This window comes from Halorubrum sp. CGM5_25_10-8B (assembly GCF_005435095.1).
Taxonomy (GTDB): domain Archaea; phylum Halobacteriota; class Halobacteria; order Halobacteriales; family Haloferacaceae; genus Halorubrum; species Halorubrum ezzemoulense.
Map to the genome: position 1 here is coordinate 207,538 of NZ_SGTY01000004.1, position 21,540 is coordinate 229,077.

Consider the following 21,540-nt stretch of genomic DNA (forward strand, 5'->3'; position numbering starts at 1 on the left):
CCGGCTACGGCTCGTCTTTCGCGCGCATCAGGTACGTCCCGATGCCGGCCATCAGCAGGACGAATCCGGCCAGCAGCGCGATGAGCGCGATCGCCCCTGCCTCGGGGAGGACCGTCGACCCGCCGAAGGTGACCCCGATCCCGACTAACCCGACGATGAACACCGCGGCCGCCGCCAGCGAGACGGTGATCTGCCGACGGAGTTCCGCGTCGATTTCCATGGCTGCGGCTTCCCGTCGCCGCTAAAAAAGGACTTCGATGGGCGTCCCGCCCGGCGGCTCACCGCGCGAGATGGGTGATGTCCCGCCGCAGGCTGTACCCCCGCGGCACGCCGACGACCTCCAGGCAGTCGGCGCACAGCACCCGCTCGTAGTCGCGGTTCGTTTCCTTCTCCAACAGGGAGACGTCTTCGAGCGGGAACACCGACTCGCACCGGTCGCACTCCGCCTTGTCGCCGTCGACGATCTTCATCGCCTCTCGGTACCCGGGATCCGTACATAAAATCGCGGCCGGCGTTATCACTCCGGATATCGGCGGTCGAAAAAATCGCGTTCGAGCGTCGGTCGATGCGGTCGGGGGTCGGTAGACTCCGGCGTTAGCCGAAGAGCTCGCCGAGGCCCTCGCCGCCGTCGCCGTCCTCTTCGTCGTCGTCGGCCTCGTCGGCCTCCTCGGCCTCGTCGGCCTCTTCCTCCTCGTCGTCGTCCGCCTCGTCGGCGGCGTCGGCGTCGGCGGCGCCACCGGCGGACGCGCCGGCGGCCGGGGCCGCGGCGGCCGTCTCGATGGCCTCCTCGATGTCGACGTCCTCCAGCGCGGCGACGAGCGCCTTGACGCGGGACTCCTCGACGTCGACGCCGGCGGCTTCCAGCACGCCGGTGACGTTGTCTTCGTTGATCTCTTCGCCAGTCTCGTTCAGGATGAGCGCAGCGTAAACGTATTCCATTGGTGTGTACCTCGTGTTATCCGAACATCGCGCCGAGACCGTCGCCGCCGTCGTCGCCGTCGTCCTCGTCGGCGTCGTCGGCGTCGGCCTCCTCGGCGTCTTCCGTGTTGTCGTCCGCCTGTTCCTCCTCGTCGTCGGCGTCGTCCGTCGCCGGCTCCGCCGCCGGCGCGGCCTCGACGCCCTGGAGCTCCTCGGGGAGCGCCTCGTCGTCGTCGATCTGCGCCGCGAGCGCGCGCAGCTGGGCGTCGGCCTTCCCGATCAGGTCGGGCACGACGTCCGGGCTCTCGATCTCCGCGAACAACCCGACGGACTTCGCCTCGCCGGACGCCTTCGTGAGAAGGGTGCCGGCGGTGGCGGCCGTCGGGTACGCGGCGTTGACCGAGAGGTTTCGCGCGGCGGCCGCGGCGGACCGGATGTCCGCCTCGTACTCGTCGACGTCGAGTTCGAGTTCTTCCGGCTCGAACAGGACGCCCTCGGAGTAGACGGCGCGCAGGTCGAGACCGACCTCCTTGGGCTCGATGCCGAGCTCGACGAGGACGTTCGCGAGGTCGTCGTCGACGACCTCGCCCTCCTCCAGCACGGTCGAGTCCTCGGTCACCTTGATCGAGCCGTCCATGATGCGGGCGGACGCGCCGACCGTCTGGAGCTCGCCGACGAACGGTCCCGGGTCGACGCCGGTGTCGCCCTCGGGGATCACGATGTCGTTGGGGGCCACCTCGCCCGCGTTGATCGGGGCGGGGGTCTTCGAGGCTTCGAGCTGCTTGAAGAGGCCGAACGGGTTGTCGTTGGTGCCGACGAGCGCCACCTGGCCGCTGACGTACTCCGTCAGCGCCTCGACGCTGTCGCCGACCTCCTCGAGCGCTCGGGTCGTGAGCGTGTTGCGGCTCATGCGGACGGCGGCCGAGCCGTGGAGCTCCCGGCGCATGGCCTGGAGCTGCCGGCTCGGGATGCCGGCCACGCCGACGATCCCGACGGACTGGTAGGAGTCGATGAACTCGACGAGCTCGTCGACTTCCTCCCGTTTCCACTCGGGGATCGTCTCGGTCTTGCGGACCGAGCTCATACGGGCACCTCCTTCGCGGGACCCATCGTGGTCTTCACGTAGATCCCGTCGATGTTGAGCGGGCCCTTCTCGAGGTCTGCTTCGAGTCGCCGGATGATGACGTCGATGTTGTCCGAGATCGCGTCGGCGCCCATGTCCTCGGCGCCCACGCGGGTGTGGAACGTGCGCCGGTCGCGCGACCGGAGCTGCACCGTGTTCTTCATCCGGTTGACTGTGTCGACGACGTCGTCGTCCGGCTGCAGTGGGGTAGGCATCTTCCCGCGCGGACCGAGGACGGTACCGAGGTACCGACCGATGTCCTGCATCAGGTTGGCCTCCGCGACGAAGAAGTCGGTCTCGCCGGCGAGGTCCTTTGCGCGGTCGTCGTCGTCTCCTAAGTCTTCGAGGTCGTCGCTGTCCAGCACTTCGTCAGCGACCTCCTCTGCGCGGACGGCGGTTTCGCCCTCCGCGAAGACGACGATCTGTGTCTCCTGCCCCGTTCCAGCCGGCAGCACGACGGACTCGTCGATACGGTTCGACGGATCGTTGAGGTCGAGGTCTCGCAGGTTGATCGCGATGTCCACGGTCTCGCGGAAGTTCCGCTCGGGCGCATCGTCGAGTGCGAGGGTTACGGCCTCTTGTATTGTGTCTGCCATTTTCACCTCCGTAGTACGCAGGTCGCTCCTACGGGTCAGTGAAACAGGCGAAGCCTGTCTCATCGGAGAGTGGTTCATCGGAGGTTTAAAAGCGTCGAACCGCCGGTCGCCGTGTGAACCGGAGGCAGGGCCGCTCGCCGGCGGTCACGCGGTCGCGCCCGCTTCGCCGGGCCGCAGGACTCGGATTCGACGGGCGTCGAACGCCAAAACGTCGGATAGGGGAACCCTTTTGACGGCGCTCTTCGACCCACGAAGTAATGACGCAGGGTGGTCCGCCGTGACGATGGACGACCGCATCGACGACCTCCGGGACCGCCGCGAGCGGGCGGCCAAGGGCGGCGGCGAAGACCGGATCCAGTCGCAACACGACAAGGGGAAGATGACCGCTCGCGAGCGGATCGACTACTTCCTCGACGACGGCACGTTCCACGAGTTCGACCGGTTCCGCACCCACCGCAACCACACCTTCGGGATGGAGGAGAAGCAGATCCCGGGCGACGGCGTGGTGACCGGCTACGGCGAGGTGAACGGCCGGAAGACGTTCGTCTTCGCGCACGACTTCACCGTCTTCGGCGGGTCCCTCGGCGAGGTGTTCGCCGAGAAGGTGTGTAAGGTGATGGACAAGGCGATGGACGTGGGCGCGCCGGTCGTCGGCCTCAACGACTCCGCGGGCGCCCGCATTCAGGAGGGGGTCGCCTCGCTCGGCGGCTTCGCCGAGATCTTCCGGCGCAACACGGAGGCCTCGGGCGTGATCCCCCAGATATCGGCGATCATGGGGCCGTGCGCCGGCGGCGCGGTGTACTCCCCGGCGATCACGGACTTCACCTTCATGGTGAAAGACACGTCGCACATGTTCATCACCGGGCCGGACGTCATCGAGACGGTCACCGGCGAGGAGGTGAGCTTCGAGGAGCTGGGCGGCGCAGTGACCCACTCGTCGACATCCGGCGTGGCGCACTTCGCCGAGGAGAGCGAGGAGGAGGCGCTGGACAACATCGCGCGGCTGCTGTCGTACCTCCCGGCGAACAACGTGGAGGACCCGCCGCGCGTCGAGCCGTGGGACGACCCGGAGCGCGCGGACGACGCGCTCGCCGAGATCGTCCCCGACGCCCCCCGGAAGCCGTACGACATGAAAGACGTGATCGAGAGCGTCACCGACGAGGGCTCCTTCTTCGAGGTTCAGGAGAACTTCGCGAAGAACATCGTGGTCGGCTTCGCCCGGCTCGACGGCCACTCCGTCGGCGTCGTCGCGAACAACCCCCGCGTGAACGCCGGCACCCTCGACATCGAGTCGAGCCAGAAGGGCGCGCGGTTCGTCCGCTTCTGCGACGCGTTCAACATCCCCATCGTCACCTTCGAGGACGTGCCCGGGTTCATGCCCGGCACGGATCAGGAGCACAACGGGATCATCCGCCACGGCGCGAAGCTGCTGTACGCCTTCTCCGAGGCGACCGTCCCGCTGCTCACCGTCATCACCCGGAAGGCGTACGGCGGCGCCTACTGCGTGATGTCGTCGAAGCACATCGGCGGGGACGTCAACTACGCGTGGCCCACCGCGGAGATCGCGGTGATGGGACCGAAAGGCGCGGTCAACGTCCTCTACCGCGAGGAGCTGGCCGAGGCGGACGACCCCGACGCGCGCAGACAGGAGCTCATCGACGAGTACCGCGAGGAGTTCGCGAACCCCTACACCGCCGCCGACCGCGGCTTCGTCGACGACGTGATCGAACCGACCGAGACGCGCGCCCGCCTGATCGAGGACCTGAAAATGCTGAAGGGGAAGCGCTCGGACCAGCCCGCGAAGAAGCACGGCAACATCCCGATCTGATGGCGACCGACCACGAACCGGGCCGCGAGGGGTCGGCGGGCGAGGGTGCGGCCGACGAGGCTCCGACCACAGATCCGGCGCCCGCGCTCGCCGGCCTCTCGATCCCCGACGACGCCCGCGACGACGAGGCGGCCGCGATCGCCGCCGCGGTCGCCGCGCACCTCCGGGACGGCGAACTCGCCGCGGCGGCCGCCGCGAGCGACGCGGACGACGACCGCGACGAGGACCGCTGGGGCTTCGCCGCCCGGATCGACCGGCTCCACCGCCGCCGGGTGCGCGTCCCCGTCGACGCGCCGACGGAGCCGTGGACCGCGGCCGGTCGGAGCGACCGGTTCTGACCCTCTCGGCGGAGGCGACCGACCCCGACTTCTCGCCAGACCCACTTCGCTTCGCTCTGTGACGGTCGAGTTCAGACGGTCGCTCGCGCCGTCGCTGGTCGGACACTCGACACGTCGAATAGCGTCGCCGGACGCGGTGGCGTCCGGCCGCGTACATTCCCCCGACGGCGCGCCGTCGACCCGTCGCGCCGTCGACCCGGCCCTGACTCAGGGCGCGTTCGTAGATCCGTCCACTGACATATATACCTGTGGTAGTCTCTCTCGCGGTCGGTCACTCCTCTCCGAGCTCGTCGCCGCCGGAGGTCGACGGCCCACCCCGGTCGCCGAACAGCCGGTTGAGGACCATCGGAACGACGACCACGAAGGCGAGGAGGGCGCCGACTCGGACCAACAGCGACGCGTCGGTCGCTACCGTGAGTCCGAGGTAGACGGCGGCGCCGACGAGGACCGACGGCAGCATGTACGGGTTCCCGGCGTCGAGCATACCTCACCGTGGCGCCCGCCGCCCTCTTAACCGTCTCGGCACGGACCGACAGAGTTTGGTAGCAGTTCGTGGAAGAACCGACAGGAATGTTCGATAAGGTTCTCGTGGCGAACCGCGGCGAGATCGCGGTCCGCGTGATGCGCGCCTGTGAAGAGCTCGGCGTCGACACCGTCGCCGTCTACAGCGACGCCGACAAGCACGGCGGCCACGTCCGGTACGCGGACGAGGCGTACAACGTCGGGCCCGCCCGCGCAGCCGACTCGTACCTCGACGGCGAGGCGGTCGTCGACGCGGCGCGGTCCGCCGGCGCCGACGCGATCCACCCCGGCTACGGCTTCCTCGCTGAGAACGCCGAGTTCGCCGCCCGCGTCGAGGCCGCCGACGGGATCACGTGGATCGGTCCCGCGAGCGACGCGATGGAGCGGCTCGGCGAGAAGACGCACGCGCGCCGCGTGATGGACGACGCGGACGTGCCGATCGTCCCCGGGACGACGGAGCCGGTCACCGACGTGGAGGCCGTCACGGCGTTCGGCGACGAGTACGGCTACCCCGTCGCGATCAAAGCGGAGGGCGGCGGCGGCGGCCGCGGGATGAAGGTCGTCGAGAGCGCCGACGAGGCCGAGGAGGCGCTCGAATCCGCCAAACGCGAGGGCGAGGCGTACTTCTCGAACGACTCGGTGTACCTCGAACGCTACCTCCAGACCCCCCGCCACGTCGAGGTCCAGATCGTCGCCGACGAGGGCGACGACGGCGAGGGCCCCGCCGACACGTCCGACGTGGTCCACCTCGGCGAGCGCGACTGCTCGCTCCAGCGCCGCCACCAGAAGGTGATCGAGGAGGGGCCCTCCCCCGCGCTCTCCGACGAGCTGCGCGAGAAGATCGGCGAGGCCGCCCGCCGGGGCGTCGCCGCCGCCGACTACACCAACGCCGGCACCGTCGAGTTCCTCGTCGAGGAGGACCCCGACCGCGACCCGTCGGAGCCGCTCGGGCCCGACACCCCATTCTACTTCCTCGAGGTCAACACTCGGATTCAGGTCGAACACACCGTCACCGAGGAGCTGACCGGGATCGACATCGTCAAAGAGCAGCTCCGGGTCGCCAGCGGCGAGGGGCTCTCCGTCTCGCAGGACGACGTCGAGCTGGAGGGCCACGCGATCGAGTTCCGGATCAACGCCGAGAACGCCGCGGACGACTTCCAGCCCGCCAACGAGGGGTCGCTGGACACGTACGACCCGCCGGGCGGGATCGGCGTCCGCGTCGACGACGCGCTCCGGCAGGGCGACGAGCTTGTCACGGACTACGACTCGATGATCGCGAAGCTGATCGTACGAGCCGGCGACCGCGAGACCTGTCTTGCCCGCTCGAAGCGCGCGCTCGCGGAGTACGACATCGACGGCGTCGTCACCATCGTCCCGTTCCACCGGCTCATGCTCGACGACGAGCGCTTCGTCGACGGGACGCACACGACGAAGTACCTCGACGAGGAGCTCGACCGGGAGCTGGTCGCCGAGGCGCAGGAGCGCTGGGGCTCCGAGACGGTCGGCGCCGCGGACGACGACGAGGAGGTGACCGAACGCGAATTCACCGTCGAGGTGAACGGCAAGCGCTTCGACGTCGAGTTAGAGGAGCGCGGCGCGCCCGCGATCCCGGTCCCGGAGGGCGGTGGGAGCGGCCAGCAACGCCCGCCGCAAGCGAAATCCGACGACGGCGGCGACGAGGGCGACGTCGACGTCGCGGAGGGCGGCGAGGCGATCGACGCGGAGATGCAGGGAACGATCCTCTCGGTCGACGTCGCGGAGGGCGACGAGGTCGCCGCCGGCGACGTGGTCTGCGTCCTCGAGGCGATGAAGATGGAGAACGACGTGGTCGCCGAGCGCGGCGGCACCGTCGCGGGGGTCCACGTCGCGGAGGGCGACAGCGTCGACATGGGCGACGTGCTGATCGTGTTGGAGTAGTCGGACTCCCGTCCCCGCGAGTCGCTTCGCGCGTTTCCTCGGTGACGAACCCGTCTCTCACGGCACTCTCGGTGGCTCTATCACTGGAAATAATCGGCGGGAATGATTGATACGACCGCGTCGCCGAGAGTCCGTAATGGAACACCCGAGCGACGAACACCCGGAGCGGATTCACGTGCTGTACGTGAACGGCGACGCCGACTTCGCCGAACTCGCCCGGGCGAAACTCGAACGGATCGCCCCGCGAGTCACGGTGACGACCGTCGGCGACGCGCGGGGCGCCCTCGATCGGGCGATCGAGGGCTCCGCCGACTGCCTCGTCACCTCGTACTCGCTGCCGGAGGGGACCGGGATCGACCTCGTCTCGCGAGTCGAGACCGAGCGCCCCGACCTGCCGACGGTCCTCTTCACCGGGAGGGGCAGCGAACGGATCGCCAGCGAGGCGACTCAGGCCGGCGTGTCGGACTACATCCCGATCCACGGGACCCAGGACAGCTTCGAACTGCTCGCCGGGCGGATCCGGACGCTCGTCGACGCGGCGCGCAAGCAGGCGGCCGCCGAGCTGTTGTCGGACCGCTTCCAGCGGACGCTCGAACGCGCCACCGACGCGATCTACGCGGTCGACGACGACTGGCGGGTGGAGTACATGAACGACACGATGGCCGAGCGGGTCGACCGCGACCCGGAGCGTATCGTCGGGAACACGATCTGGGAGGCGTTCCCGTCGATAGTGGGAACGGAGCTCGAAGAGCGGTATCGCACGGCGATGGCCACCGGGGAACCGGCGTCGTTCGAGCAGCGGCTCGGCGAGCCGTTCGACTACTGGGTCGAGGTGCGGGCGTTCCCGGACGAGGACGGGCTCACCGTCTTCTCGCGGGAGATCACTGACGACCGGGAACGCGAACTGGAGCTGGAGCGCAGCGAAGCGGTACTGGAGAACGTCCACGACGCGGTGACGGTCGTCGACGAGGACCGGTCCGTCGTCTTCGCGAACGCGGCCGCGGGCCGACTGCTGTCGGACGATCGGTCGGCGGACCTCACGGGGGAGCGGCTCTCCGACCTCGTCGGCGACCGCGTCGGCGAGTCGGACGCTCGCGCGTTCTCCGAGACCGTCGACCTGACGCTCGACGAGATGGAGAGCGACGGCGGGACCTCAGGGTTCTACGACGCAGACCTCCAGATGGACGTCGCCGTCGGAGGCGGCCAGCGGACGTTCGACATTCGGCTGACGCCGTTCCAGCGCCGATCGACCAACCAGGTGCTCGTCGTCGCCCGCGACTTGACCGAACAGAGCGGGGCGAAACGCCAGCTGGAACGGGAGCGAGACGCGCTCCGAGAGCTCCAGACCGTCATGGGGAAAAACGACATCTCGGCCACGGCTCGCCTCCGGGACCTCCTCCGTGTCGGCTGCCGGACGCTCGGGCTCGAGATCGGCATCGTCTCGCGGATCCGCGACGACGACTACACGGTCGAAGCGGTTCACGCGCCGGACGCCGACCTCGAGGCCGGCGATCGGTTCGACCTCGAAACGACGTACTGCGCGGAAGTCGTCGAGACCGACTCCGTCTGCTCGTTCGCCGACGCGGTCAGCGACGGGAAGGAGACGCATCCCGCGTACCGCGACCTCGAACTCGAGTCGTACATCGGCGTGCCGCTCGTCGTCGACGACGCCCGCTACGGGACGGTCAACTTCTCGAGCCCGACGACGCGGGTTGCCCCGTTCGGGGCGCTCGAACGGACGTTCGTCGAGCTGTTGGCCGAGCTCGTGAGCGCCGAGCTCTCCCGGGCGCGAGACCGCGCCGAACTGGAGCGACAGGAGTTCCTCTTCGACCGCGTCCAGGACATCGCGGACATCGGCGTCTGGGAGTACTTCCCGTCGCGAGAGGAGCTCACGTGGTCGGACGGGACGCGCCGGATCCACGGCGTCGACGCGGGGTACGAGCCGTCGATCGACAACGCGGTCGAGTTCTACCATCCGGACGACCGCGCGACGATCACCGACGCGGTCGAGGCCGCGGTCGAGGACGGGGAGCGGTACGACCTCGACCTCCGGATCGAGCGGACGGACGGCGAGGTGCGCGACGTCCGAGCGTGGGGGGAGTACGTCGAGGACGCGCGGCGGGGCGACGCGGCGCTTCGCGGCGTGTTCCAAGACGTGACGGAGCGGGAGGCGAAGCGGCGCGAACACCAGGCGCTCGCGGAGGAGTACGCGGCGCTGCTGGAGACGTCCGGCGACGCGATATTCCTGCTCGACGTCGACGCCGCCGGCGACGAGCCGTCGTTCGAGTTCGCCCGACTCAGCCCCGGCTACGAGTCGCAGACCGGGCTCACGACCGCGGACGTCCGGGGCGAGACGCCGCGGGCGGTGTTCGGGGAGGAGCAGGGGGCCGAACTCGCGGCCAACTACGCCCGCTGCGTCGCGGAAGGCGAGCCGATATCGTACAGCGAGGAGCTCGAGACCGTCGCCGACGGCCGCTTCTGGGAGACCAGCCTCGCACCGGTGATCGTCGACGGCGAGACGGTCCGGCTCGTGGGTATCGCCCGGAACGTGACCGAGCGGGTCGAACGGGAGCGGGAGCTCGAGGCGACGAACCAGCGACTGGAGTCGCTCATCGAGGCGACCCCGCTCACCGTCATGGAAGTCGACGCCGACGGGAGCGTCGTCCGCTGGAACGAGGAGGCCGAGACCATGTTCGGCTGGTCCCACGAGGAGGTGCGCGGCGAGGAGAACCCGCTCGTCTCGGCGGAGCGGTGGGACGAGTTCGCCGCGCACCGGCGGCGGGCGCTCCGCGGCGAGCGGGTCCGCGCCGAGGAGGTACGGCTGGAGACGAGGGCCGGGGCGGAGCTGGATCTCCTCCTGTCTATCGCCCCGATAACGGATCCCGACGCCGAGGTCACGGGCACGCTCGCCGTCGTCGAGGACATCTCCAACCAGAAGCAGCTGGAGGGCCGGCTCCGGGCGCTCCAGGAGACCGCTCAGCGGCTCAGCAGCGCCGAGTCCGCCGGGGCGATCGGCTCCGTCGCCGTCGACGCCGCGGCCGACGTGCTCGGCCTCGACGTCACCGCGGCGTGGGAGCACGACGAGCGGGCGGACGCGCTCGTCCCGATCAGCGAAACGCCGGCGACGACGGACCTGTTCGGAGCGGCGCCTCGGTTAGACCGCGGCGAGGGGCTCGCGTGGGACGCGTTCGAGTCGGGGGAGACGCGGGTGTACGACGACCTCGACGACGCGGACCGCCGATACGACCCCGACACGGCGATCCAGAGCGTGGTCATCGTCCCGCTGGGCGAGTACGGCGTCATGATCACCGGGTCGACGTCGCCCCGCGAGTTCTCCGAGACCGACGTCGACCTGTTCCGGATCCTCGGCGCGACCGTCGAGGCGGCCTTCGCGCGGGCGAGCCGTGAGGCGGAGCTCCAGCGACAGAACGAGCGGCTCGACGAGTTCGCGAGCGTCGTCGCCCACGACCTCAGGAACCCGATCACCGTCGCGCAGGGATTCCTCGAAATCGCGGCGGAGACGGGCGACCCGGACCACTTCGACCGGGTACAGTCGGCGCACGACCGGACCGAGCGGCTCATCGACGACCTGCTCGCGCTGGCTCGCGGCGAGACCGCGGTCGAGGACGCCGAGACCGTGGACCTCGGGACCGTGACGACGGAGGCGTGGGGGTACGTCGACACGGACGAGGCGGCGCTCGCGGTCGCGGACGCCGTCCCGACGGTCACCGGCGATCCGGGGCGCCTGACGCAGCTCTTCGAGAACCTCTTCCGGAACGCGGTCGAACACGGCGGGTCGACCGTCTCGGTGACCGTCGGGCGGCTGGACGGTGACGGGGGCTTCTACGTGGAGGACGACGGGAGCGGGATCCCGCCGGATCGACGCGACGAGGTGCTCCGTCACGGCGTCACGTCCAGCGACGGAGGGACCGGCTTCGGGCTCTCGATCGTGGCCGACATCGCGGAGGCGCACGGCTGGACGGTCGCCGTGACGGAGGGGAGCGACGGCGGCGCGCGGTTCGAGTTCGACGCGGCCGCGTAGGGCCGCACCCGAGTCGGAGCGGGGGGACCGCGACGTCGGTCGGGCCGATCTGACCGACGCTGTTTAACCGAACGCCCGAGAACGAGGGGGTATGGAACCGGTCGACGACTGGCGGTCGGCGATCGCCGAGGCCGGCGAGCTGACCGGCCCGATCGCCGCGGCCCTCGTCGAGGCCCACGGCGACCGCGGCCAGCGCGCGATCGAGGCCGTCGGCGAGGGGCGCGTGAAGCGGTACCGCGATTTCACCGTCGTCGTCGGCCACGAGGACGAGTACGTGGTCGAAGACGGGGAGTGTACCTGCGCGGACGCGACGTACAACCTCGACGCCGACGACCCCGACGAGCGCTGCTGGCACGCCATCGCGGTCGACGTCGCGGACGCGCTCGACGCCGTCGACCACCACGACATGTGGTACTCCGAGGTCCGCGAGTTCCTCTGAGGCCGCCGCCCGCGCCGCCGAGCGTCGAAGCTTCTCTGCCGCCGCTCTGCGTCGTCGGACCCCACCGAAACAGCCGCCGCTCGCCCGCGTGAGGCGACGTTTTTCGCGAACTTCGGTCTGAGAGTCGAAAACGTTTACAACAGCGGCCGGTCTCCCCTACGGTATGGCGGACTGTCCACTCGCCGACGACTGCCCCAGCTTCGACGAACGGATCCAGGGGATGGGGTGTCAACACTACGGCAACAAAGGCGGCGCGGAGTGGTGTAACCACTACGACATGCCGATCTACGAGCTGAAACAGCAGCCGGTCCAGCCCGGCGAGGCGGTCGTCGTCGAGGTCGACGACATCCACGAGAGCGGTGCTGGCGTCGGCCGCACCGACGACGGGTTCATCGTCCTCGTCGACGGGCTCCTCCCCCCGGCGCGCGCCGAGGTCAAGATCCACCGCGTGAAGTCCAGCCACGCGACGGCGCAGGAAGTCGTCGAGCGCCTCCCCGACGACCCGGACGCCGAGGAGTCCGACGACGACGCGGACGCCGAGGGGAACGACGAAGAGGAGAGCGAGGACGACGAGGGTCGCAGTCGCCGCGACCGCCCGGACCGCGAACGGCTCGGCAGCCGCGAGAACTTCTGGGGCAAGTGACGGCGTCTCGGGGGAGCCCCGCCCCACGGACAGTCCGGACGCCGTCGATCCGTCGCGCGATTCTCCGCCGCCCGACTCCCGCGACGCCCGTCGCCTGAAACCGCCGTTTTTTGACCGACCGGCCCGTCGATGACCACATGGTGGCAGACGACGAGCAGCCGGAGCCGGCCGACGTCGACGCCGACTCGATCCTGGAGGGGGCCGGGTTCGACGCCGACGAGAGCGTGCTCACGCGCCGGCAGGCGGAGGTGTTAGCGCTCCGCGAGCGCGGGCTCCGACAGTCGGACATCGCCGACCGACTCGGCACCTCGCGCGCGAACGTCTCCAGCGTCGAGGCGAGCGCCCGCGACAACGTCGAGCGCGCCCGCGAGACGGTCGCGTTCGCGGAGGCGCTGTCCTCGCCGGTCCGCGTCGAGATCGAGGCGGGAACCGACCTCTACGACGCGCCGAAGCGGGTGTACGACGCCTGCGACGAGGCGGGCGTCAAGGTGAACCAGACCGCCCCGGAGCTGATGAAGGCGATCGGCGACCGCGCGGGCGACGCGGTCCACGGCCGCGAGGTCCGCAACCGGCTGTTCGTCACGGTCGCCGCCGACGGGCAGATCCGCGTCCGGCGGCCGTAGCCTCGCGCCGCAGTCGGTTTCCGCTCTCTCACTCCACGTCGATCCGCTCCGCGACGCCGACGAGCGTCGCGCCCGCGGTGACCGTTGCCTCGCGGGCGACCGAGTACGCGATCCCGCCGCGGTCGGCGCGCGCGACCTGATGCGTCTCGAACGTCGTCGGGTCGAACACCTCGCCGACGCGGTCGCCCTCGGTCACCCGGTCCCCGACGGCGAGGTCTGGCTCGGGGACGAACAGCCCGGAGTCGCCGGCGGTCACCCGCCCGAGGTGGTTGCGCGCGACGACGCCGTCCCACGGCTCGGGCTCGCCGTCGAGCAGCCCCTCGTGTCGCAGCGCGCCGATCATCCCGGCCACGCCGGTCTCGACCGCCGCCGGGACGACCTCCCGGCTGTGGGCGAGCTCGGGCGTGATCGTCGGGATCCCCTCGCGGGTGGCCGCGACCCGGAGCTTCCCGGCGAACCCGCGCTCGTCCCACTCCGTGTCCGCGTCGTCTCCGGCCGCCTCCGCGAGCAGCAGGTCGGTGCCGAACGCCTCCGCGAGCCCGCGGCAGGCGTCGTCACCGCGCATGTACACCGCGTGGGTCGCCATCGACGGCGACCCGGTGTGGAGGTCGACGATCGCGTCCGCCTCGCCCGCGAACGCCCAGAGCCGGGCGGCCATCCGGTCGTGGAGCGACCCCTCCGGGTCGCCGGGCCAGCATCGGTTCATGTTCGGCTGGCGCGAGTCGAGCGACTCCGGCGTCGTGTACGAGACCCGGTCGAAGGTGAGCGGGTCGGCGACGGGGACCGTCACGAGCGTGCCGGTGAGACCGGCGGCCGTGGGCTCGGCTCCGTCCCCGGTTTCGGCTCCGGACGCGCCCTCGGCGCCGTCGCCGACGAGCCGGTCGTGGAGCCGCCGGAGCACCGCGGTCCCGTTCACCTCCCGACCGTGCTGAGCCGCCTGCGCGTACACCACGGGCGCGTCTCCGGGCGCGTCGAGCTCTGGCCCGCCGTCTCCGTGGACGATCTCCCCCTCGCCGTAGGCGTGGACGGTCGTCCGGATCGGCACGCCCGACGGGAGCCGCGCGAGGGTGAGGCTGCGACTTGTGTGCATGCGAGCGGCTCGGGCCGGCTCGGAGTTATACGTCCGGGTGTGACTCTGACCCCTACGGACCCCCGTCCGACCGCGGACGCTAAGGCCGTGGCCCGCACACCACGTTCCATGCGCGTCACCCTGCTCGGGACGGGCGACACGACGGGGACGCCGACGGTCGGCTGCGACTGCGACACCTGCGAGACGGCTCGCGAGCGCGGGGTGTCGCGGTCGCGCTTCTCCGTCCACGTCGCCAACGAGCGGACCGGCGAGTCGCTGCTCGTCGACTTCAGCCCCGACTTCAGACAGCAGTTCCTCGCGGCCGACGTCCCGCTGCCGGACGCCGGCCTCGTGACGCACATCCACTTCGACCACCTCGACGGGCTGGGGAACGTCTACCGGCTCGTCGACGGGCTGCCGGTCCACGCGCCAGCGGAGACCGACCCAGCGACCGACGAGAGCGTCGCGGAGACGATCCGAGACAAGTACGACTACCTCGAAGACCGGATCGGCGTCCACGCCCGCGACCCCTTCGAGCCCTTCGAGACCTGCGGCTTCGAGGTGCGGTTCGTCCCGGTCGACCACCCGCCGCTCGTCTGTTACGGGGTCGTCGTCCGAGATCCGGTGACCGGCGCGAAACTCTCGCTCACGGGCGACACCAGCTACGACGTTCCCGAACGCTCCCGCGAGGCGCTCGCCGGCGCGGACCTCCTCCTCGCCGACGCCATCGTCCCCGCCTCGCTCTGTGAACACCACCCGATCGGCGGCCGACACGAGGGGCCGGACGGCGTCGCCCGCACGTTCGGCACGAAGCACATGACCCGGGAGGGGGCGCTCGCGCTCGCGGACGAGCTCGACCCCGACCGGACGCGGCTCGTCCACCTCGCCCACTACTACCCCGCCGACGAGGCGTTCGAGGAGCCGCTCGCGGTCGACGGCGAGGTGTACGAGCTGTAGCGAGCACGGCGATTCTCCGCGGGCTGTATCCTTTTGTCTCGCTAGCACGTAGCACGCGTAGATGGCCGCGACGGACCGACTCCGAACCGCGCTCGACCGCTTGGAGCCGCCGCCGCGCGCGGTCGACTGGTCGCTGTTCGCGTTCGTCGTCGCCGAGGCGGCCACCGGGCTGGTCTCCTTCACCGTCGGCGTCCCGGAAGGGTGGCCGCTGTTCTGGCTCCACCGCGCGCTCGGCGTCGGCATCGTCGCGCTGCTCGGGTGGAAGCTCGCCCGCGTCCGGCGTCGGCTCACCGACCCGAACCTGTGGCGGCGGTCGACCGCGCTCTCCGTCCTGACGCTCGTCGCCGCGGTCGGCGCACTCGCGACCGGCACCACGTGGGTGTTCGGCCTTGACGTGCGGCTCTCCTACTGGACGCTCCTCTCCGTTCACGTCGGGTTCGGGCTCGCGCTCGTCCCGCTCGTGGCCGCGCACGCCGCCACCCGGTTCCGCCCGCCTCGGCGCGTCGACTTCGAGCGCCGTCGGACCGCAGTCACCTACTTCGCGCTGCTCGCGGCCGGCGGCACGACCTACCGCCTCCAGCAGGGGATCAACGACGCGCTCGACACGGCCGGGGCAGACCGGCGGTTCACCGGCTCGCAGCCCCGCGAGGGCGACGGAAACGGCGCCTTCCCGATCACCTCGTGGGTCGCCGACGACCCCGACCCGATCGACCGCGACGCGTACCGGCTGGCGGTCGACGGCCTCGTGAGCGACGCCGTCGAACTGACCGCCGACGAGCTGGCGGCGGGTCACGAGACGGAGGCGCTGCTCGACTGTACGAGCGGCTGGTACACGGTCCAGGAGTGGGGCGGGATCCGCGTCGGCGACCTGCTCGACGCGGCCGGAGATATCGACGACGACGCGGCCTACGTCCGGTTCACGTCCGTCACCGGCTACCGCTGGAGTCTCCCCCTCGACGAGGCCGAGGACGCGCTGCTCGCGACGCACGTGGGCGGAGAGCGGCTGAGCCACGGGCACGGCGCGCCCGCCCGACTGGTCGCGCCCGACCGCCGGGGTTTCCAGTGGGTGAAATGGGTGACGCGCGTGGAGGTCCGGTCGGAGTACGACCTCGGGCAGTGGGTGGTGACGCTGGTGAGCGGGTTCGACTAACTCCGCGGCCGGTCCGGCCTCACTCGTACTCGGTCCCGACGACCTCGCGGATGCGCTCCGCGGTCACCGGGCCGACGCCGTCGACGTCCAGTAAGTCGTCTTCGGGCGCGGTCATCACGGCCTCGACGGTGCCGAAGTGTTCCAGCAGCGTCCGCGCCGTCACGGGCCCGATGTCGGCGATCGAGGAGACGACGTACTCCTGCTGTTCCGCGCGGGTCTTCGTCGTCTTCTCGCCGTGGACGCTCACCTCGCGGTCGCGCGTCTCCTGCTCCCGCTTGGCGATCGTCGCGAGCAGCTCGGTGGTGTCCTCCTCGCCCTCGGTGCGGAGGACGCTCACGTCGAAGTCGACCGCGAGCGACGCGAGCGCGCCGCGGATCGCGTTCGGGTCGATATCGCGCTGGCCGTAGAGGTTCGTCCCTTCGACGACCATGACGGGGCGAGCGTACGCCCGCGAGAGCTCGCCCACTTGCTCGAACATCGACCGGTCGGAATCGAGCATCGAGTCGACGAAGTCGGCCGCCGACTTGCGCTCGACCGCGACGCGGTCCGAGAGGGCGTAGTCGCCGACCGCGAGCGTCTCCAGCCGGGTGACGAGGCCGTCGCGCGTCGAGAGGTCCTTCGCGATCGAGGAGTCGAGCTCGCGCTGGTCGACGACGACCTCGACGCCCTCGTCGACGCCGGCGGTGGCGACGACGCCGTCGTCGCCTGCGTCCGTCTCTCCCTCGACCTCCGTCTCTCCGTCAGCCTCGGCCTCCACGTCGTCCACGTCGTCTTCTCCCTCCCGCGCTTCCGCAGCGAAGTCGGTGAGACCGGCGTCGCCCTCGTCGTCACCGCCGATCTCGCCTTCATCGTCACCATCGACTTCGCCCTCAGCCTCACCCTGGTCATCGCCCGAGCCGCCTTCGCCAGAGTCGCCCTCGCTCGCGGACCCGCCGGCGAACGCGTCGAGGCCCGCCTGTCCCTCGTCGCCGACTGACTCCTCGATGTCGTCGGTGGCCTCCTTCAGCTCGGCGAGCTGGCTGGCCATCTTCTTTTCGCGGCGCCGTGAGATCCAGAAGAACGCCTCGTCGCGGGTGTCCTCGGCCATCAGGACGACGACCTTTCCCTCGGCCTGCCGGCCCGTCCGCCCCTTGCGCTGGATCGAGCGGATCGCAGTGGGGACCGGCTCGTAGAAGCAGACGAGGTCGACCTCGGGCACGTCGAGGCCCTCCTCCGCGACCGAGGTGGAGACGAGCACCTCGAACTCGCCCGCCTTGAACTCGTCGAGCGTCTCCTGTTGCTGTTTCTGGCTCATCCCGTCGGAGCCGTCCTTGTCGCCCTGTCCGACGAACTTGCGCACGTCGAAGCTGGCGGAGAGGAACTCCACGAGCGCCTCGGCGGTGTCGCGGGACTCGGTGAACAGGATGGCGCGCTCGCCCTCGTTGATCCCGAGCGTCTCCGCCAGCAGGATGCGGGCCTTCGAGAACTTCGGGTGGAGCCCGTCGAACGACTCCGCCTTCCGCATCGCTTCTCTCACTTTGGGGTCCGCGACCATGCGCTGGCTCGCCTTCGACGCGCCCGACGACCGGGCGGCCTCGCGCTGGCGCTCGAAGTAGCGACGCACGGACTCGACGGACTGCGTCTCGACAAGCTCGGTCGCGCGCCGGAGCTTCATCACCTCGGCGTGGGTACTCATCCCCTTGTACCCCTCCGACTGGTCGTTGTCCATCATCTGTTTCAGCTGCCCCCGCATCTTGTTGAGGTCCTTCTGCGAGAGGTCGGGGTTCGTCGTGTTCGTCACGCCGAGCTGTTTCAGCTTCTCCAGCCGGTCCGTGATCACCTCGTTGAGCGCGTCCCGGATCGCGAGCACCTCGTCCGGCAAGGTGACTTGCTCCCACTGGACGTCGGTGTCGTGAGTGTACTCGTCGACGTCGGCGTCCTCCTCGGTCATCACCTCGACGTTGACGAGCCCGAGGTTCTCGCAGACCGTCTCGATCTCCTCGGTGTCGCCGCCCGGCGAGGCCGACATCCCGGTGACGAGGGGGTCGGCCGCGTCGGCGTGGTACCGCTCCGCGATGTAGACGTACGCGTAGTCGCCGGTCGCGCGGTGGCACTCGTCGAAGGTGAGGTGGGTCACGTCGCGCAGCGAGATCCGGTTGCCGACGAGGTCGTTCTCGACGACCTGCGGCGTCGCGATCGCGATGCGCGCGTCGTCCCAGAGCGCGGCACGGTCGTCGGGCTTCACGTCGCCGGTGAACACGACGATCTCGTCGTCCGGAATCTCAAGCGCCTCGCGGTAGAAGTCCGCGTGCTGCTGGACGAGGGGCTTCGTGGGGGCCAAGAAGAGCGCCTTCCCGCCCGCCTCGTGGAGGCGCTCGACGGTGACGAGCAGGCTGACCGTCGTCTTGCCGAGGCCGGTCGGGAGACAGACCAGCGTGTGTTCGTCGGCGGCGGCGTCCGCCAGCTGGAGCTGGTAGCGGCGCCGCTGGAGGAAGTCGTCGACGAGCAGGGGTCTGTCGATCCCGGCGGCCTCGGTCGCCATCGGCGGTGCTTCGCCGCCGTCGGCCTAAAGCCTTCGCGAAGCGGGGTGAAAGTTATCCGTCGACGGAACGCTCCTCTCGGAGCTCCTCCGGAACGTCCTCGTCGACCAGCTGCGCCCACTCCGCGAGCCGGTCGTCGGATCTGTTCTGCGTGCTCATCACGCGACGGATCTCCGTGGTGCGTATTAACAGTTACCCCGATTCCACACGATCTATTATCTGCTCGGCGGATCGCCGCTCCGCGATCGCCCGCGACCGGAGCCGGTTCCGCTCGGGGCGACACGCACGCCTTTTACCGCTCACGCGCCTCCGGCCGGCATGAGCAACCTCGACGAGTTCCTCGCGGGCGAGCGGCTCGACGACGTGGTCTTCTACCTGAGCGACGCGTACCTCGACGACGACTCCCGGCTGCGCGAGGTCGGCACCGAGACCGCCGGCGGCGTGCGGCTGATCCTCGACGGCGAGACCGGGCGGTCGGCGTTCCAGGCCGGCACGGGCATGGGCGCGATGGAGTTCGCGAAGACGGCGATGGCCGCGGAGGGCGAGATCGCGCGCTCGCTCGACGACGGCGCGTGTCCGTTCGCGGACGGCCCGGACGCGGACGACGCGAGCGAGGATCCCGAAGCCGACCACGACATCCAGTTCATCTTCGCGTTCGCCGAGGCGCAAAACGAGGAGGTCGGCGGCCTCTACGCCGAGGGCGACGTGGTCCACGCGTACGCTCACTGTACCTGCGGCGAGAGCTACTCGCACAAGTGGGTCGTCGGCGACCGCGACGACTGAAAGCCCGCCGAGCGACCGGCTACCCGCTCGGCTCGACTACTCCTGCTCGGGCGCGTCGTCTTCCGGGACGGCCCCCTCGACGAGCGACTGGTCGCCGTACTGCTCCCGGAGGTCCTTCTTCGAGAACTTCCCGGTGGCGGTCTTGGGAACCTCGTCGATGAACTCCACCGCGTCCGGGACCCACCACTTGGGGTACTCCTCGCGGAGCCCGGTCTCGATCCGCTCGACGAGCTCGTCGCGGTCGACGCCCTCGGCCACGACGATGAACGCCACGGGGCGCTCCTGCCAGCGCTCGTGGGGCACGCCGACGACGGCCGCCTCGCTGACGCCGTCGTAGGCCATGATCGCGTTCTCCAACTCGACGCTGGAGATCCACTCGCCGCCGGACTTGATCACGTCCTTCGTCCGGTCGACGAGCTGCATGTAGCCGTCCTCGTCGACGGTGACCACGTCGCCGGTCTTCAGCCAGCCGTCGACGAACTCCTCCTCGTTCGCCTCGGGGCGCTTGAAGTACTCCTTCGTGACCCACGGGCCGCGGATCCGGAGCTCGCCGAACGCCTCGCCGTCCCACGGGATCTCCTCGCCGTCCTCGTCGATGACCTCGAACTCCAGGCCGGGAGCGACGAGCCCCTGCTTCGAGCGCTTGTTCACCTGAGTCTCGTACTCGGCGTCGCGAAGGTCGTCTTTGAGATGCGAGACGGTGCCGATCGGCGACAGCTCCGTCATCCCCCACGCGTGGAGCACCTCCACGTCGCGCTCGTCGTACCACTCGATCAGCGCCTGCGGCGCGGCCGCGCCGCCGATGATCACGGTGTCGAGCGTCGAGAGGTCTACCTCGTTACCCTCCTCGATGTACTCGCGGAGGCCGAGCCACACCGTCGGCACGCCCGCGGAGATGGTCACGCCCTCCTCTTCGATCAGCGCCGCGAGGTCCGCGGGGTCCGGCGAGGGACCGGGGTAGACGTGCTTCGCGCCCGCGGCGGCGGCGGTGAACGGCATCCCCCACGCGTTGACGTGGAACATGGGAACGACGGGCATCACCACGTCGGAGTCCTCCATCGGGATCCCCTGCGGGGTCTGGGAGGCCATCGTGTGGCTCCACAGCATCGAGTGGGTGTACTCGACCCCCTTCGGCTTCCCCGTCGTGCCGGAGGTGTAACAGAGGCCGGCGGGCTGGTCGCCGTCGAGGTCCGGCCAGTCGTACTCGGTCGAGTGGTCCGCGATGAACTCCTCGTAGGCGGGCGCGTCGAGCGCGTCGATGCCCTCCGAGCCCATCGCGACGAAGTCGACGCCGTCGAACTCTTCCGCCCCCTCCGCGGCGCCCGCGATCTTCTCGGCGAGCGACGGGTCGACGAAGATGATCTCGTCTTGGGCGTCGTCGACGATGTACCGGATGTGCTCGTCGGGCAGCAGCGGGTTGATCGTGTGGAGCTGCGCGCCCGTGTTCGGGACGCCGAAGTACGTCTCGAAGTGCCGCGTGTGGTTCCAACAGAACGTCGCGACGCGGTCGCCGCGCTCGATCCCGTGGTCGTCTAAGGCGTTCGCGAGCCGGGCCGTCCGGTCGGCGTACTCGGCATACGTGTGCCGCGTCCGCCCCTCGTGCGTCCGCGAGACGATCTCGGTGTCGGGGTACAGTCGCTCGGCGCGCCACATGAACGGTCGCAGGGTCTGCGCGTGTCCGCCTGGCATACCTCTCACCTCACGCGGTCTGGAACTATGAACGTTATCATGATTGATCGTGATTCTTTACGAGTAACTGATTGATCGCGGATCCTCGGTGGACGCCGCCGAAGCCCCGGACGCCTGTCTCTACGCATCTGCATATAAATGGCCGATCGACACGAACACCACCGGAGCCCCAGCCGCGAGGCGGGCGTACGCTCGCTGCCGGTCGAAAGGTCCGGAGCGCCTTTCGTGATGACGAGACGCCTCTGGCGTCTCGCACCACGCACCCCGTCGCTCGTGTCAGTCGCTCCTGCGGTGCTTACGTCGCCTGCGGCCGCCTCGCGGCTGCCCCTTCGCGTCCCGCCCCGCACCGCACAGCACCGCACCTCACGCCGCCCCAGCCTCGTC

The 21,540-nt window shown here is 70.0% G+C and carries 19 protein-coding genes; 10 read left to right on the forward strand and 9 right to left on the reverse strand.

Going from position 1 to position 21,540, the window contains the following annotated elements; genetic code table 11:
• Window positions 1-4: 4 nt before the first annotated feature.
• The 5 genes from EXE51_RS05405 to EXE51_RS05425 form a co-directional block, all read right to left on the reverse strand.
• A complete protein-coding gene (locus EXE51_RS05405; RefSeq protein WP_094494424.1) occupies window positions 5-220 on the reverse strand; it encodes a hypothetical protein in 216 nt (71 codons plus the stop codon).
• A 58-nt stretch (window positions 221-278) separates the two neighbouring features.
• A complete protein-coding gene (locus tag EXE51_RS05410) occupies window positions 279-470 on the reverse strand; it encodes a hypothetical protein (RefSeq protein ID WP_094494425.1) in 192 nt (63 codons plus the stop codon).
• A 124-nt stretch (window positions 471-594) separates the two neighbouring features.
• Window positions 595-939, reverse strand: a complete 345-nt coding sequence (rpl12p, locus tag EXE51_RS05415; RefSeq protein ID WP_049932695.1) for a 50S ribosomal protein P1 — start codon at window positions 937-939, stop codon at window positions 595-597.
• 16 nt (window positions 940-955) lie between these two features.
• Window positions 956-2,002: a 50S ribosomal protein L10 gene (locus EXE51_RS05420; RefSeq protein ID WP_137692165.1), complete on the reverse strand. Its 1,047-nt coding sequence runs from the start codon at window positions 2,000-2,002 to the stop codon at window positions 956-958.
• The gene (locus tag EXE51_RS05425; RefSeq protein WP_049932691.1) at window positions 1,999-2,637 is read right to left on the reverse strand and encodes a 50S ribosomal protein L1; all 639 of its coding nucleotides are present in this window, start codon (window positions 2,635-2,637) and stop codon (window positions 1,999-2,001) included. Before EXE51_RS05425 ends, EXE51_RS05420 begins: the two co-directional genes overlap by 4 nt.
• A gap of 283 nt (window positions 2,638-2,920) precedes the next feature.
• Here EXE51_RS05425 and EXE51_RS05430 point away from each other — a divergent pair, with 283 nt between their 5' ends.
• Together EXE51_RS05430 and EXE51_RS05435 are read left to right on the forward strand one after the other, a co-directional pair.
• Window positions 2,921-4,465, forward strand: a complete 1,545-nt coding sequence (locus EXE51_RS05430) for an acyl-CoA carboxylase subunit beta (RefSeq protein WP_094582213.1) — start codon at window positions 2,921-2,923, stop codon at window positions 4,463-4,465.
• The gene (locus EXE51_RS05435; protein ID WP_094593201.1) at window positions 4,465-4,803 is read left to right on the forward strand and encodes a hypothetical protein; all 339 of its coding nucleotides are present in this window, start codon (window positions 4,465-4,467) and stop codon (window positions 4,801-4,803) included. The genes EXE51_RS05430 and EXE51_RS05435 overlap by 1 nt, the downstream gene beginning before the upstream one ends.
• A 271-nt stretch (window positions 4,804-5,074) precedes the next feature.
• Here the strand turns inward: EXE51_RS05435 and EXE51_RS05440 are convergent, their stop codons facing one another.
• Window positions 5,075-5,287, reverse strand: a complete 213-nt coding sequence (locus tag EXE51_RS05440; RefSeq protein ID WP_049932686.1) for a hypothetical protein — start codon at window positions 5,285-5,287, stop codon at window positions 5,075-5,077.
• Window positions 5,288-5,373: 86 nt separating this feature from the next.
• Here EXE51_RS05440 and EXE51_RS05445 point away from each other — a divergent pair, with 86 nt between their 5' ends.
• From EXE51_RS05445 to EXE51_RS05465, 5 genes are all read left to right on the forward strand, one after another.
• The gene (locus tag EXE51_RS05445; RefSeq protein WP_049932684.1) at window positions 5,374-7,242 is read left to right on the forward strand and encodes a biotin carboxylase N-terminal domain-containing protein; all 1,869 of its coding nucleotides are present in this window, start codon (window positions 5,374-5,376) and stop codon (window positions 7,240-7,242) included.
• A gap of 136 nt (window positions 7,243-7,378) precedes the next feature.
• A complete protein-coding gene (locus EXE51_RS05450; protein ID WP_137692166.1) occupies window positions 7,379-11,284 on the forward strand; it encodes a PAS domain-containing protein in 3,906 nt (1,301 codons plus the stop codon).
• A gap of 91 nt (window positions 11,285-11,375) precedes the next feature.
• Entirely contained in the window at window positions 11,376-11,723 is a 348-nt protein-coding gene (locus EXE51_RS05455; protein WP_049932681.1) for a hypothetical protein, read from the forward strand.
• 163 nt (window positions 11,724-11,886) lie between these two features.
• The gene (locus EXE51_RS05460) at window positions 11,887-12,366 is read left to right on the forward strand and encodes a TRAM domain-containing protein (protein ID WP_049932679.1); all 480 of its coding nucleotides are present in this window, start codon (window positions 11,887-11,889) and stop codon (window positions 12,364-12,366) included.
• A gap of 137 nt (window positions 12,367-12,503) precedes the next feature.
• A complete protein-coding gene (locus tag EXE51_RS05465; protein WP_089308436.1) occupies window positions 12,504-12,989 on the forward strand; it encodes a Tfx family DNA-binding protein in 486 nt (161 codons plus the stop codon).
• A 28-nt stretch (window positions 12,990-13,017) separates the two neighbouring features.
• On the opposite strand, the gene EXE51_RS05470 is transcribed toward EXE51_RS05465, so the two are convergent.
• Entirely contained in the window at window positions 13,018-14,079 is a 1,062-nt protein-coding gene (locus EXE51_RS05470; RefSeq protein ID WP_094582217.1) for a succinylglutamate desuccinylase/aspartoacylase family protein, read from the reverse strand.
• A 108-nt stretch (window positions 14,080-14,187) separates the two neighbouring features.
• Between EXE51_RS05470 and EXE51_RS05475 the strand changes: the two genes are divergently transcribed.
• Both EXE51_RS05475 and EXE51_RS05480 read left to right on the forward strand, forming a co-directional pair.
• Window positions 14,188-15,015 carry an MBL fold metallo-hydrolase gene (locus tag EXE51_RS05475; RefSeq protein ID WP_094582219.1) on the forward strand — a complete coding sequence of 276 codons (828 nt, stop codon included), beginning with the start codon at window positions 14,188-14,190 and terminating at the stop codon, window positions 15,013-15,015.
• Between the two features lie 61 nt (window positions 15,016-15,076).
• On the forward strand, window positions 15,077-16,165 hold the full coding sequence (locus EXE51_RS05480; RefSeq protein ID WP_094494430.1) for a molybdopterin-dependent oxidoreductase: 1,089 nt from the start codon (window positions 15,077-15,079) through the stop codon (window positions 16,163-16,165).
• Between the two features lie 19 nt (window positions 16,166-16,184).
• Here the strand turns inward: EXE51_RS05480 and EXE51_RS05485 are convergent, their stop codons facing one another.
• Window positions 16,185-18,686 carry a DEAD/DEAH box helicase gene (locus tag EXE51_RS05485; RefSeq protein ID WP_137692167.1) on the reverse strand — a complete coding sequence of 834 codons (2,502 nt, stop codon included), beginning with the start codon at window positions 18,684-18,686 and terminating at the stop codon, window positions 16,185-16,187.
• A gap of 316 nt (window positions 18,687-19,002) precedes the next feature.
• Between EXE51_RS05485 and EXE51_RS05490 the strand changes: the two genes are divergently transcribed.
• Window positions 19,003-19,467, forward strand: coding sequence for a DUF5807 family protein (locus EXE51_RS05490; protein WP_049932670.1), 465 nt, complete (start codon window positions 19,003-19,005; stop codon window positions 19,465-19,467).
• Between the two features lie 36 nt (window positions 19,468-19,503).
• On the opposite strand, the gene EXE51_RS05495 is transcribed toward EXE51_RS05490, so the two are convergent.
• Window positions 19,504-21,156, reverse strand: coding sequence for a long-chain fatty acid--CoA ligase (locus EXE51_RS05495; protein ID WP_137692168.1), 1,653 nt, complete (start codon window positions 21,154-21,156; stop codon window positions 19,504-19,506).
• Window positions 21,157-21,540 lie beyond the last annotated feature (384 nt).

Coding starts and splice junctions, on each gene's coding strand:
- EXE51_RS05405 (WP_094494424.1), bottom strand. CDS start 220: ATGGAAATCGACGCGGAACTCCGTCGGCAGATCACCGTCTCGCTGGCG.
- EXE51_RS05410 (WP_094494425.1), bottom strand. CDS start 470: ATGAAGATCGTCGACGGCGACAAGGCGGAGTGCGACCGGTGCGAGTCG.
- rpl12p (WP_049932695.1), bottom strand. CDS start 939: ATGGAATACGTTTACGCTGCGCTCATCCTGAACGAGACTGGCGAAGAG.
- EXE51_RS05420 (WP_137692165.1), bottom strand. CDS start 2,002: ATGAGCTCGGTCCGCAAGACCGAGACGATCCCCGAGTGGAAACGGGAG.
- EXE51_RS05425 (WP_049932691.1), bottom strand. CDS start 2,637: ATGGCAGACACAATACAAGAGGCCGTAACCCTCGCACTCGACGATGCG.
- EXE51_RS05430 (WP_094582213.1), top strand. CDS start 2,921: ATGGACGACCGCATCGACGACCTCCGGGACCGCCGCGAGCGGGCGGCC.
- EXE51_RS05435 (WP_094593201.1), top strand. CDS start 4,465: ATGGCGACCGACCACGAACCGGGCCGCGAGGGGTCGGCGGGCGAGGGT.
- EXE51_RS05440 (WP_049932686.1), bottom strand. CDS start 5,287: ATGCTCGACGCCGGGAACCCGTACATGCTGCCGTCGGTCCTCGTCGGC.
- EXE51_RS05445 (WP_049932684.1), top strand. CDS start 5,374: ATGTTCGATAAGGTTCTCGTGGCGAACCGCGGCGAGATCGCGGTCCGC.
- EXE51_RS05450 (WP_137692166.1), top strand. CDS start 7,379: ATGGAACACCCGAGCGACGAACACCCGGAGCGGATTCACGTGCTGTAC.
- EXE51_RS05455 (WP_049932681.1), top strand. CDS start 11,376: ATGGAACCGGTCGACGACTGGCGGTCGGCGATCGCCGAGGCCGGCGAG.
- EXE51_RS05460 (WP_049932679.1), top strand. CDS start 11,887: ATGGCGGACTGTCCACTCGCCGACGACTGCCCCAGCTTCGACGAACGG.
- EXE51_RS05465 (WP_089308436.1), top strand. CDS start 12,504: ATGGTGGCAGACGACGAGCAGCCGGAGCCGGCCGACGTCGACGCCGAC.
- EXE51_RS05470 (WP_094582217.1), bottom strand. CDS start 14,079: ATGCACACAAGTCGCAGCCTCACCCTCGCGCGGCTCCCGTCGGGCGTG.
- EXE51_RS05475 (WP_094582219.1), top strand. CDS start 14,188: ATGCGCGTCACCCTGCTCGGGACGGGCGACACGACGGGGACGCCGACG.
- EXE51_RS05480 (WP_094494430.1), top strand. CDS start 15,077: ATGGCCGCGACGGACCGACTCCGAACCGCGCTCGACCGCTTGGAGCCG.
- EXE51_RS05485 (WP_137692167.1), bottom strand. CDS start 18,686: ATGGCGACCGAGGCCGCCGGGATCGACAGACCCCTGCTCGTCGACGAC.
- EXE51_RS05490 (WP_049932670.1), top strand. CDS start 19,003: ATGAGCAACCTCGACGAGTTCCTCGCGGGCGAGCGGCTCGACGACGTG.
- EXE51_RS05495 (WP_137692168.1), bottom strand. CDS start 21,156: ATGCCAGGCGGACACGCGCAGACCCTGCGACCGTTCATGTGGCGCGCC.